Annotated in this window: 12 protein-coding genes; 4 read left to right on the forward strand and 8 right to left on the reverse strand. The window is 34.5% G+C overall.

Annotated features, from left to right (window positions below; genetic code table 11):
• Positions 1–174 precede the first annotated feature (174 nt).
• The 8 genes from BIW12_RS12265 to BIW12_RS12295 all read right to left on the reverse strand — a co-directional run bounded on the left by BIW12_RS12265 (position 175) and on the right by BIW12_RS12295 (position 9224).
• Positions 175–2901: a hypothetical protein gene (locus BIW12_RS12265; protein ID WP_157499549.1), complete on the reverse strand. Its 2727-nt coding sequence runs from the start codon at positions 2899–2901 to the stop codon at positions 175–177.
• A gap of 191 nt (positions 2902–3092) precedes the next feature.
• Positions 3093–3470, reverse strand: a complete 378-nt coding sequence (locus BIW12_RS12270) for a ribosomal maturation YjgA family protein (RefSeq protein ID WP_071185381.1) — start codon at positions 3468–3470, stop codon at positions 3093–3095.
• Positions 3471–3524: 54 nt separating this feature from the next.
• Positions 3525–3704 carry a hypothetical protein gene (locus tag BIW12_RS16375; RefSeq protein ID WP_157499550.1) on the reverse strand — a complete coding sequence of 60 codons (180 nt, stop codon included), beginning with the start codon at positions 3702–3704 and terminating at the stop codon, positions 3525–3527.
• A 113-nt stretch (positions 3705–3817) separates the two neighbouring features.
• Positions 3818–4228 carry a VOC family protein gene (locus BIW12_RS12275; RefSeq protein WP_071185382.1) on the reverse strand — a complete coding sequence of 137 codons (411 nt, stop codon included), beginning with the start codon at positions 4226–4228 and terminating at the stop codon, positions 3818–3820.
• A gap of 170 nt (positions 4229–4398) precedes the next feature.
• The gene (locus BIW12_RS12280) at positions 4399–4980 is read right to left on the reverse strand and encodes a hypothetical protein (RefSeq protein ID WP_071185383.1); all 582 of its coding nucleotides are present in this window, start codon (positions 4978–4980) and stop codon (positions 4399–4401) included.
• A 258-nt stretch (positions 4981–5238) separates the two neighbouring features.
• Positions 5239–6627, reverse strand: coding sequence for a dihydrolipoyl dehydrogenase (gene lpdA, locus BIW12_RS12285; RefSeq protein WP_071185384.1), 1389 nt, complete (start codon positions 6625–6627; stop codon positions 5239–5241).
• A gap of 414 nt (positions 6628–7041) precedes the next feature.
• Positions 7042–8073 (reverse strand): iron ABC transporter permease, encoded by a 1032-nt coding sequence (locus tag BIW12_RS12290; RefSeq protein WP_071185385.1) that lies wholly within the window; start codon positions 8071–8073, stop codon positions 7042–7044.
• Positions 8074–8081: 8 nt separating this feature from the next.
• Positions 8082–9224: an ABC transporter substrate-binding protein gene (locus BIW12_RS12295; protein ID WP_071185386.1), complete on the reverse strand. Its 1143-nt coding sequence runs from the start codon at positions 9222–9224 to the stop codon at positions 8082–8084.
• A gap of 98 nt (positions 9225–9322) precedes the next feature.
• Between BIW12_RS12295 and BIW12_RS12300 the strand changes: the two genes are divergently transcribed.
• From BIW12_RS12300 to cobT, 4 genes are all read left to right on the forward strand, one after another.
• Positions 9323–9685 carry a DUF5522 domain-containing protein gene (locus BIW12_RS12300; protein WP_071185387.1) on the forward strand — a complete coding sequence of 121 codons (363 nt, stop codon included), beginning with the start codon at positions 9323–9325 and terminating at the stop codon, positions 9683–9685.
• A gap of 112 nt (positions 9686–9797) precedes the next feature.
• On the forward strand, positions 9798–10313 hold the full coding sequence (locus BIW12_RS12305) for a bifunctional adenosylcobinamide kinase/adenosylcobinamide-phosphate guanylyltransferase (protein ID WP_071185388.1): 516 nt from the start codon (positions 9798–9800) through the stop codon (positions 10311–10313).
• Positions 10310–10951 carry a Dph6-related ATP pyrophosphatase gene (locus BIW12_RS12310; RefSeq protein ID WP_071185389.1) on the forward strand — a complete coding sequence of 214 codons (642 nt, stop codon included), beginning with the start codon at positions 10310–10312 and terminating at the stop codon, positions 10949–10951. The genes BIW12_RS12305 and BIW12_RS12310 overlap by 4 nt, the downstream gene beginning before the upstream one ends.
• A 129-nt stretch (positions 10952–11080) precedes the next feature.
• Entirely contained in the window at positions 11081–12757 is a 1677-nt protein-coding gene (cobT, locus tag BIW12_RS16230) for a nicotinate-nucleotide--dimethylbenzimidazole phosphoribosyltransferase (protein ID WP_083382120.1), read from the forward strand.
• The last annotated feature ends 38 nt before the right edge of the window (positions 12758–12795 follow it).

Here is a 12795-nt window from a genome sequence, read left to right on the forward strand (position 1 = left end):
TTGTTGTTTTTCAGGTGAATAGTTGATTAGGGTGATGAAAAGGGAAAAATAACAATATCAAAAGTCAATTTCATTGTCCATTTTAAAAATTACCGAGACGTTTTACAGCAATAACAAGACATCAAAATTCTAAAATCTATAAACGGATTGCTTTTAATTAGTCTTTAGACTTCATTATTCCTTTATTTCGTAATTAAGTTCCTGATAGCCAACTTCGCCTTTGTCTGAAATAGCTTCTACAACTACCATTATTTCGCCTTTATTATCGGCATTGTAATATGAAGCCGATGCTTTGCCTGAATCATCCGTTTTTAGGATGGGTTGCCAGTGAATTAATGTTCTGATGTCCGGATGTTGCCAACTGTCGGGCTGAATGTTTTCATATTTTGGAGTATAAAATTCCTGAGGCGAAGCAAAGACAGGAATAGCGGTTTTTGTTAATCCTGTTGGTTTGTATGCACCTGCAAGACCTATTCCAGCATGGGTATAGATTGCTATGACATTTCCCCAAGGCGGAGCTGTGAATGCACAATTATTAAGTTCAGTATGTACTTCGCAAAATAATGTTGAAAAACCGCTGGCATATTCAATAATTTCAAAACTTTTTACTTCACTTGGCGAAATATTAGGAATATGTCCATAATCATAAAAAGGAATAGCAATACCATCAACAAGAACAAGAGTAGGTTCGTTGTTGACAGAGGCGTATAAATTTTGATCCGGCATTCTTTCTATCCTGACTTTATCAGGATAATTAAATAATAATATACTGTACAATCCATAAGACCATTTTTTTTCTTTAGAAAGAATCTCTTTACCACTAATTATGGTAGATGGTTTGCCGTATTTCTCCGTTACTTTTTGCTTGTTAGGAGCCATTTTACCACTAATGGTAACTTGATTTAGAAGAATTCCGCCAAATTGCAGTTTGAATTTTTCTTCTATTTCTTTTTGCTGAATACTTTTCTTGATGAATTTCTCTACAATACTGTCTATTGGTTCAATAGATTTATGATGCTCAAAAAGAATAGCAGGTGATTTCTTTTGGTCCAGAACAACTGAATTGTTTACTTTTTTATCTGTTTTTTTAGCAGTTTGAATCAGTATTTCTATTTCCTTTCCATATTCGTCATTCAAACTAAAATTAAATTTACCTAAGCTGTCGGTTACCTGAGTATAAAAGGATTTGTCTTTTCCATTGGTCATCATCGTTAATTGGATGTCTTTTACTCCTTTTTTTTCTGAAAAAAGCTTATTTACTTTACCGGATACCGTTAGTGATTTTTCGGGATTGACAGTAAGGGATGGATACGATTTAGAATAATTGTATTTACTCCATCCTTGCGTGAGCAGCAGTGCTTCTAAATCGGCATAGTTGCTGTTATTGTTAAAATAATAGCCCGGATTCTCGATGTTTCCTTTTAATTCGGAGTTGATTAAAAAGTAGGAAAGTATGTTTTGACGTAAACTTTGCATATTCCCTAAATCTTCTTTGTTGATAACCAGCAGGGAGGTATTGGTTTTTATCGGTTCTTCGCTGTAATTTGTGGTTTGAATACTGAGATTAGTCAATTCCCGCTTGCTGTATTTGTTCTTATCGGCGGAAAGTTGAATCTTTATTCTGCTTTGTGGTTTTTCATTAAAATAAAGTCTTCTGGCAATGGGATTTTTAGAATTATCCAAAATGCTAAAGCAAATAATGCCTTCCGGAATTTCAGATGTAGAGATTAAGGATTGGTAAAACCCCTGATTTAGACTGACTTTTTTTTCATATAAATCCATCCCTCTAAATGAAATTCGAACAAAGATACTGTCGTTTTTCAAGTAGTTAGATAAGACCTTAAGGAGAACTTTATCTCCTTGTTTATTTACAGCCAAAGTATTTCCGATTGCAGCAACATTCGGTAATGGATATAATAATGATTTTTTTAAAGAAGGAACTTTTAATCTGGCATAAAATTTTTGAGAACTGTCTGCATTAGTAATAAAAAAACTGCCCATTCCCAATGTATTACTTTTAAACGAAGAGATATTATTTCCTTTTTCATCAATAATATCACCTGCTACAATTTTTCCTTTTCCGTTCGCATCTAAAGCTTTAAAACCCACTTTGCTACTGAGTCCGTGGACTAATTCACCACTTTCGGGAAAGAATTGCAAGTCCAGATAATCCTTGTTTAAAACAAATGTTTTGCTGTATTTTTTTTCGTTTTCGGTTTGTATTTTTAAGGTAGCAAACTGGCTTTCTTTTTCAAGAGAATAATCCAGAACATATTTGTCGTTTTTTCCTTTTTTAATCAGTAAGCTGTCTTTTTTATCATCAACAGTGACAAATACGGTGATTTTATTTTTTTGTAATGAATCAATGACCTGCGGATTGAAAAAAACTTCCAAATGATCGCCGGTAGCCTCATCCTTGATGAGTTTAATGTTCTCGATTGCTGCATTATTTTGAGTTTCGGTTGTAAATACCTGAATGTATTCTTCAAAAACAAAAGCATTATCAAAATTCTGATTCCATTGTGTATAGGCTCTGATGAGGTAATTGCCTTTTGGGATTTTTTTATCTAATTCAAAATTTCCATGACCGATACCATTTTCTATTTTGATTAATTTTTTTTGGCGTATGACTTCATCGGCATCAATGAGTTCGACATATAATACACCACTTAAAGGTGAAAGAATGTGTTCGGAAGCATTTGAAACAATACATTTAAACCACACCGTATCGCTATTAGTATAAACTTTTCGGTCTAATTGCAGGTATATTTTTTCGGCAAAGGAAGTATTGGAAACAATTAAGTCGCTTTCTTGTGCCTCAATATGGAGTGGAAATAACAGTAAAAACCAAATAAGTATAGTGATGATTTTGCTATAATCTTTATTTGGTGATTTTTCCATATCGACAGACTTATTTTTGTGATTAAATAATTGTTTATCAGTTTGATGCACTGTATCTAAAAATTCTGGTTTAGCATGTTATAACAAAACAGCATTTTTTTGAGCAGTATCAAATATAGAAAATAATTCAATTAAAAATACGATTTTTCGTATTTTTAATTGCTATTCGAAGTGTAGAGCTGGATATTGGCTTAATAAGGATTTTTAGAGTAAATTTTTTCGAAAATAAGAACAACTAGAATTCCTGTAGCGTAAGCAAACAAATCCAAGTAAGAAAAGGAATTACCAAGAATAGCCTTTGCAATTCCTGAATGTTCCAAGCCGAGCTTTCCAATTAAATCTAAATATTGTGTGAATTCAACGAAAAAAGAAAAACAAAATACAATTATTGCAGTAGTCCAAACCGAGAAATTGAGAAAGGATTTTAAAAAACAATAAATCAAGATTACTATTAAAACATCCCCAAAATAAGGTCTTATCAATTGGTCATGTACAAACAAAGCGATTAAGGTTTCTACCAGAAATAGTAAAACCGTAAATGTAAAATAAGTTTTGTTGAATTGTAGCAATTTGTTTGGTTTTACGATACTCTATGGAATTTGAATTTTAGAATCCACAAAAAATCATAAACCTAAAAATTTCTTTTGTTGGTCTTTTGTGAGTTTTTTTGTTTTTCCTGAATCAGTCTGTAAGATAGATTTATCAATTTTAGCGATCAATTCACTTTCGCTTAGCGAAGTTTCCTCATCATATCTTGTAATTTCAAAACGAACTTTCATTTTTTCCAATAAGAATTTTAGCAAAGATTTTAGCTTTTAGTATTTCGGATAAATTGTTATACGATCCATTTTTTTAGATTAAAATCAACTATATAAAAGTAAAGAAAAGTATCAAATGCTATGCTGTTATTACTTGATTATTGTTCTGTTGGGAATTTTGAAATGTCCATGTAGAAAATTTCCCAGGTGTGTCCGTCAAAATCTTCAATGGTTCGCTGTTGCATAAAACCGTAATCCCTCATTTCGTTAGGTTCTGTTCCCCCTGCTTTTAATCCGTTTGTCATGATGTTGTTTACTTCATCAACACTGTCAACCGATAAGGAGAAAAGTCCTGCTACGGCTGATTTTGTATCGGCAATGGGTTTGGTTGCAAAGCTGGCAAACTTTTCGTGCGATAAAAGCATTACAAAAATGTTTTCACTCCAAACCATACACTTTCCGGCATCGTCCGAAAATTGAGGATTATTTGTAAAACCCAATGCAGTATAAAAATCCATAGACTTTTGAACGTCTTTTACTGCTAAATTGATAAAAACTTGTTTTGCCATTTTTTAAATATTTAGTTTTTAGATTGAAAAGGACTTTGTGTCTGTTGATGTTTTGGTAATCATCGGGTTTGTAGCTGAATTAGGCTTTGTTTTAGGCTTTTGCCAAATGCAAAAACATCTTTCCATTAAGCCTATTACCCAAATCCGTTGTAGTGAATGTTACCAGTAGTTTAGTTTCTTCTTAATATAAATTCTCCGTTTTCTTCACATAAAAATGGAGTTTCGTTCACGATTTTTAATTTTTTTAAACCGATTTCAGTAAAATAATAATGACCCAAATATTTTTTTCCTTTGCTCAATATTTCCACATTCTCAAACCTACAGTATTTATCAGTTGGGATAATTGTCATATTATATTTTTTTAAATTTGTTTTAGTCGGCATATTTCCAACTCCTTTATCAATAGATACCATTCTAATTTGGATTTCTTGATTAATTGATACTGCAATTGAATCCGAAATTATTTCGCTTTGTTCATTTGATTGCCAATTTTTCGAAATATAAAACTTATCATTTTCAATTTTCAGTAATATTGATTGAAAATATTTTTCCCCATCAATTACAAAATCATAAACTCCATTTGGGACTAAATAAAAACCTCTTTTATTGTATATTGGCGTTAGTTTTGAAATACTGTTTATAGAATCTTTGTTTACAAATTGTATGATTCTACAATTCTTATCAATTTCTTTATTTTGTCCGTAAGAAGAGAAAGTATAAATAAATGTGAGTATGATAATTATTGTTTTCACTCTTTTTTAGTTTTAAATTACTGCCAATTTGTGCATTCTCGCTATAAAATAGCGAGAATCTATCCGTTTTGGGTGTATAGTCGCTATTGGATAACGTATTTTTATCCAAATATAAAAATAATAATTGTATTACAAATTATTCAGAAAGACAATTTCAATATCAAAAAAGAACAGCATAAAAAAAATCCGACTGGTTTGCACCAATCGGATTTTGTATATAATTTGAAATCTAATCCCGATAACTATCAGGACTGAAATCTAGATGTGAATTACTTCACCATAAGCAGCAGCAACAGCTTCCATAACTGCCTCACTCATTGTTGGGTGTGGGTGGATTGCTTTAAGGATTTCGTGACCTGTAGTTTCCAGTTTACGGGCTACAACTGCCTCAGCAATCATATCCGTAACTCCGGCACCAATCATGTGACATCCTAACCATTCTCCGTATTTAGCATCAAAGATTACTTTTACAAATCCGTCAGCATTTCCAGATGCTTTTGCTTTTCCAGATGCTACGAATGGAAATTTTCCAATTTTCAAATCGTATCCTTTTTCTCTGGCTGCTTTTTCAGTTAGACCTACAGAAGCAATTTCTGGAGTAGCATAAGTACAACCTGGTACGTTTCCGTAATCGATAGCTTCTACGTGCATACCTGCAATTTTCTCTACGCAGTTGATTCCTTCAGCTGAAGCTACGTGAGCCAAAGCCTGTCCCGGAGTTACGTCACCAATAGCGTAGTAACCTGGGATATTAGTTGCGTTGTAAGCGTTTACTAAGATTTTATCTCTGTCAGTAGCAATACCTACTTCTTCTAATCCGATGTTTTCGATGTTAGTTTTGATACCAACAGCAGAAAGTAAAATATCAGCTTCTAAAATTTCTTCTCCTTTAGCTGTTTTCACAAATGCTTTTACTCCTTTTCCTGAAGTGTCAATTCTTTCAACAGAAGAGTTAGTCATAACTGTAATTCCAGATTTTTTCAAAGATTTTTCAAATTCTTTTGAGATATCTTCGTCTTCTACAGGAACTACGTTTGGCATGAATTCAACGATGGTAACTTCAGTTCCCATAGAGTTGTAGAAGTGAGCAAATTCCACTCCGATAGCTCCTGAACCTACGATAATCATCTTTTTAGGTTGTTCAGGTAAAGTCATTGCCTGACGGTAACCAATTACTTTTACACCGTCCTGAGGTAAGTTTGGCAACTCACGAGAACGGGCACCTGTAGCAATGATAATATGATCAGCACTGTATTCAGTAACTTTTCCGTCTTTATCAGTAACGTCTAATTTTTTACCTGGTTTTAATTTTCCAAAACCATTAATAACGTCGATTTTGTTTTTCTTCATCAGGAAAGTAATTCCTTTGCTCATTCCGTCAGCAACATTACGGCTACGTTGAATTACAGCAGGGAAATCTTTGTCAAATTCAGAAACTGTCAATCCGTAATCGGAAGCGTGTTTTAGATAATCAAAAACCTGAGCCGATTTTAGTAATGCTTTTGTTGGGATACATCCCCAGTTCAAGCAAACTCCACCTAAGTTTTCTTTTTCAACTACGGCTACTTTAAAGCCTAATTGTGATGCTCTAATGGCAGTTACATATCCGCCGGGACCACTTCCTAAAACAATAACGTCGTATTTCATTTCTATGTATTTATTTGTTTATTATTTGTGAAATGCGATGAGCAAGCTCATGTCATTTCTATGTATTTTATTTTTAGTTGTAAAAAATGAAGTTTGCCAATGTGGTCTTCATCTTCTGTAGATTACTAAATTAATTGAGACTGCGAATTTAAGGATTTATTCTGTTTTTGAAACTCACAAAAGCACAAACTTTTAACAGAATGCTGTTTATAAAGGTTGATTTTTCAAAATCTAACAAAATCTCTTTGGTTTCTTATATATTTTTAGGAATCCATCAATGCTGTTTTTTAACCGCAAAGATTAAAAAGTATTGCGCCAGCAACGCAAAGCTTTGTGTTCTTTGCGTTTTTAAAGACAAAAAATGATTTTTACTGCGTCCTTTGCGGTTAAATATTTAGTTAGAATTAGACGTTTTTAACCCACCATTTTCTGTTTTCTGAGTAATAACCAAATCACTATTGGTGCACCAAAAATAGAAGTCACAGCATTGATAGGCAAAGTAATTTCGCCACCCGGAACTTGCGAAATGGTATCGCAAACAAGCATGATAATGGCTCCAAATAGCAGGGTACTCCAAAACAAAATAGTATGATTACTGGTTTGGAAAACCAATTTGGCAATATGAGGAACTGCCAGTCCGATAAAGGCTATAGGGCCTGCAAAAGCAGTAATACTTCCGGCTAAAATACTGGTGGCTAGAATAATTATCAATCGTGCCTTGTTGTAGTTTAAACCAAGGCTTCGGGCGTAGTTTTCTCCAAGAAGTAAAGCGTTTAATGGCTTAATACTCCACAGACTTAGTAATAAACCAATGGATACGCAAACTAATAAAATAACAATGGATGCCCACGAAAGATTGCCTAAATTCCCTAAAGACCAAAAGGTGAATTTTTGCAATTGCTCGGCAGTGCTAAAGAAGCTTAAAGTTCCCACAATTGCAGCGCTTAAACTACCAAACATCAATCCCACAATCAGGATGGTCATAGTGTCTCTTAACCGAATAGAAACTAATAAGACAGCCAATAAAACACAAGTGCTCCCGAGGGTGGAAGCTAAAACGATTCCGTATGGCGAAAGCACTATTTCCTGTAAAAAGACAGGCAGTAAACCTGCTCCTAAAATGGTAAAGGCAACACCTAAACTCGCTCCTGAACTCAGTCCTAAAACATAAGGTCCTGCAAGTGGATTCCGGAATAAAGTTTGCATCAATAAACCACTTATCGAAAGTCCGATTCCAACTAAAACTACCGTGATGGCTTTAGGTAATCGGTAATCCATAATAATGTATTCCCAAGTCGATTTGCTGGCCTGACTTCCGCTTAAGCTATGATAAACTTCTTTGAAAGGGATGGTTATTGATCCTAAACTGATATTTATAAAAAATAAAAAAAACAGTCCTATAACGAGGTAGGAAAATAGAATTGTATTTCGTTTTTGGTTTTTCAATTTATTTTCTAGTTTAGTTTCGTTGCAAAGGTAAAATTATAGTTGGCTAATAATTCAGGATGAAAAATCTTGATATAATCTTTCAGAACCAAATCCGGTCGGCTAGGGGCTAATTCATAATAAATTGTCCCTCCCGTTGCACCTAGTTTGCTTTCAAAAGTATAGACATTATTAGCTTTAAAAGCATCAAATTGTTCATAATGCGGATTACTGTTTCCTAGTTCAGTAGCATTTTTAAAAGAACCTGTAGCAATCCAAACCTCTGCGTTTTTAGCTTTTTCTAATATTTTTTCGAAAGGCAATCCCAAACTTCCGCTTCCATCAACATCAGCCCATAAATAATTGGATTTGGCATCTTTCATAAACTCGGCAACCCAGCTGTGTCCTTTGGCTACAAACCATTGATTTTGGTACATGGAACCATATAAAACAGTTTTTTCTGCTTTTTGATTGGTTACTAATTTTAAAGCGTCATTGTAGTTTTTTACAATATTATCAAAAAGGATTTTACCTTCTTTTTCTTTGCCAAATAAAGCCGCATACAGTTTAATCCATTCGGCTTTTCCCAGCGGGGATTGCTCCATCCAATCGGCCTGAATAATTACATTTAAGCCACTTTTTTCCAGATTAGCAATCATTGGATTGTTGTTGTCAACGCCAAAAGTAACAATGGCTTCGGGAGCTAAATCAATTAGCTTTTCAATATTTAAGCGTTCGTTTTGTCCCACATTTTTCACGACTCCTGCGTCAATCAGTTTTCGGGTTTTTGCAGAAGAAACATAGTCAGTGTGCGGGAACCCGGTCAAGGATTTCTCAACGTGCAGCATTTCTAAAAAAGGAACATTAGTAGTCGAAGTCACCACTATAGATTGTAAAGGAACTGATAGTTGTGTATATTTTTGTAAACTGTCAGGAACAGTAGCATTTTTTTCTTTCAGTATATAAGTAAAATTTTTATTAGCATCAGGCCAGGGATTGAGTACCTTAACAATAGAAAAACCATTGTATTTATAAATGGCTAGATTGCTCGAATATTCAATTTCATTTTTTACAGCTGTAATGGTTTTAGAGCTAGTGTTTTCTGATTTTTTACAGCTTGCAAAAAAACTAATAAACAAAATGAAAAAGATTTTATACAAAGAGGTTTTCATAGTAATTTTTAAAATTTAAGGCAAAGGTATAAGAAAATCCATAAAATATCTTCTTTGTTTTTTAGGATAAAAAAAACAACAAGTACTATCTTTACCTCATGAATGCTATAAAAGTAAAACAATGTTCCAATTGCGGGACAAACTTTGATTGCGGAGATGTTTCTCAGGAAAAGAAATGTTGGTGCAATGATTTTCCACCTATTTTTACTCTTTCGGAAGGAGCAGATTGTCTTTGTCCTGATTGTTTTAAGAATAGTTGCGCGATAAAGATTGAAGAATATGTAGCCACTATTTCTCCGGAAAATGCCTTAGAAAATAAAGCTAAAGATTTGCCTAAAACTACTTATTTGATTGAAGGAATCGATTATTATTTGGAGAACGGGAATTATGTTTTCAAAGCCTGGTTTCATTTAAAAAGAGGTTCTTGCTGTGGTAATGGTTGCCGTCATTGTCCGTACTGAAAAATAGTTAGAAGTTAGAAGTTAGAAGTGAAGAAGAGGGGGATTTAGTATAAGTGAAAATGCAATTAGAAATTAAAATTTATAATCAACAATTTATAATTTACAATTAAAAATGATTTATTTCATAACAGGAGGAGAACGCTCAGGAAAGAGCAGTTATGCCGAAAATATAGCCAAAGAATTATCGACGAGACCTATGTATGTGGCTACAGCCCGAAAATGGGATGATGATTTTCAAAAACGAATTGACCGTCATCAAAAAGATAGAGACGAATGTTGGATTAATATAGAAAAAGAAAAATTTTTAAGCGAAATTGATTTTTCAGGTCAGGTGGCTGTAATTGATTGCGTAACTTTATGGTTGACCAATTTTTTTATTGATACTAAAAACGATGTTGAGTTGAGTTTGATTCAGGCTAAGGCGGAATTTGAAGCGGTAGCCAATCAGCCTAATGCGACCATCATTATTATTTCTAACGAAATAGGAATGGGGGTTCATGCAGATACACATATAGGCAGAAAGTTTACAGAACTACAAGGTTGGATGAACCAGTATTTAGCTAAAAAAGCGGATAAGGCAATCCTAATGGTTTCCGGAATTCCTGTAGTAATAAAAGGAGGATTATGAATTTTGTAACCTCTTGGTCCGGTGGAAAAGACAGCTGTTATGCGATGATGCAGGCAGTCAAACAAGGATTTAAACCCAAGGTTTTACTCAACATGATGAATGAAAATGGCAAAATTTCCCGTTCGCATGGTTTGCCATTAGCTATTTTGAAACAACAGGCACAAAAAATGCAATTGCCTATAGAGACCGTTCCAGCGACCTGGGGCGATTATGAGGAAAAGTTCATAGCTATTTTAAAATCACTTAAAGCAAATTTTGATTTGGAAGCTGCGGTTTTTGGAGATATCGATTTGCAGCCTCACAGATATTGGGAAGAGAAAGTTTGTCAGGCGGCTTCTTTAAAGGCAATTTTACCGTTGTGGCAGCAAGACCGTATTGCATTGGTAAATGAAATGATTGAAAACGGAATCGAAACCATGATTGTTTCCTGTAATACGATGATGGGGGAAAGTTATTTAGGGAAGATTTTGACTAAAGAATTGGCCTTGGAGTTATTGGAGAAAGGAATAGATCCTTGTGGGGAGAATGGCGAATTTCATACTATGGTAATTAATTGTCCCTTATTTTCAGAAGCTATTGAATTGCCTGCTTTTACGAATAAAACCTATAAGGACTATTGTTTTGTGGTTTGGGAATAGCTGAGTAGTGTTCAGTGGACAGTATTTAGTATTCAGTTTATTATCAGTGTAATGGCTTATATTGTAGCAACGTCCCGAAAGCATTCGGGATTAATCCGTTGAAATAAAAAAACAAAGTAATAATTGACGATGACCAATTTAGACGAAATAATAAAATCACGCCGCGATACCCGTCATTTTACTAATGATGCCGTTCCTGATGCCGTAATCGAAAAAGCATTAGAGGCGGGGCATTGGGCACCTTCTGTTGGTTTGACTGAGGCAACCAAATATTATCTAATCAAATCGGCTGAAATTAAAAAAGCAGTTAAAGAATTGTTTTTGGAATACGATAAAAAAGCTGCAGCCTGTACGGATGACGAATTACAAAAAGTACAATATCAAAAATTAAAGCTCGAGGCAATTGAAGATGCACCACTAGGATTAGTTATTTGCTACGACCGTTCGGTGTTGAATCATTTTACTATCGGGACAGTGGGAAGTAATGAAGCCATAAAATTCAGCGCAGTTTGTGCGGCTCAAAACATTTGGCTTTCGCTTACCGAACAAGGGTATTCAATGGGATGGGTTTCGATTTTGAATTATTACCAATTCAAGAAAATATTGGGTTTGCCTGAGCATATTGAACCGCTGGGGTATTTTTGCGTAGGCAAACCAGCGACAAATTACGAGAACCAACCAATGTTGCAACAGTTGCATTGGAAACAAAAATCCGAGGCGCCTTTTGTTTCAGAAATTAGGCAACTTCATTCAGTAGTAACAAAGGAACTTGAAGAAGATGTTGTTCCTATCAATAAAGCTGATTTTTCATTGAAAGCCTTAGAAGATAAAATCGACAAAAAAACAAAACCGATAGGTTCATTAGGTGTTTTGGAAAAAATCTCGAAACAGATAGGAACTGTTTTTCAAACCATGGAACCTAAAATAAAACAGCCTCATATTGTAGTTTTTGCTGCCGATCATGGCATTGCACAGCATGGTGTAAGTGCTTATCCGCAGGATGTAACACGCCAGATGCTGACTAATTTTCTGGACGGCGGAGCGGCAATAAATGTGTTTTGCAAACAAAATAAAATAGCTCTTTCGGTAGTTGATGCGGGTGTAAATTATGATTTTCCGTCTAATACGACATTAATTTCGGCTAAGATTGACAAAGGAACACATTCGTTTTTAAGTGGTCCGGCTATGGGCAAAGCGCAAATGGAATTGTGTTTTAGGAAAGGAAGCGAAATTGTAGAAAACATTGCTAAACAAGGAAGTAATTGTATTGGTTTTGGCGAAATGGGGATTGGCAACACAGCTACCGCTTCCGTTTTAATGAGTGTGATTTGTAATTTTTCTATCGAAGATTGTGTAGGCAGAGGTACAGGAGTTAGTGATGAAAAGCTGCAATTTAAGATTGATACTTTAAGAAAAGCCATTGGGAATTATCACGGACAAAAGGATTTGGATAGTTATTTGGCTTATTTTGGAGGCTTTGAAATTTTGCAAATGGCTGGTGGAATGCTGGAGGCTTACAGACAGAATATGATTTTTCTGGTAGATGGTTTTATCTGTAGTGTTGCTTTTTTAATCGCTTTCAAAAAAAATCCTGCCATAATTGACAACGCCATTTTTAGCCATCAATCGGCTGAAAAAGCACATAAAAAATTGTTGGATTATCTTGGAGTGTCGGCTGTTTTACAATTAGATTTGCGCCTGGGCGAAGGAACGGGCTGTGCGCTGGTATTTCCAATAATTGAATCAGCTGTGGCTTTTTTAAATGAGATGGCCAGTTTTGAAAGTGCCGGAGTGAGTGAAAAATAAAAGTTAGAAGTTAGAGGTGGGAAGTTAGAAGTAGATTA

The organism is Flavobacterium commune (assembly GCF_001857965.1).
GTDB lineage: Bacteria > Bacteroidota > Bacteroidia > Flavobacteriales > Flavobacteriaceae > Flavobacterium > Flavobacterium commune.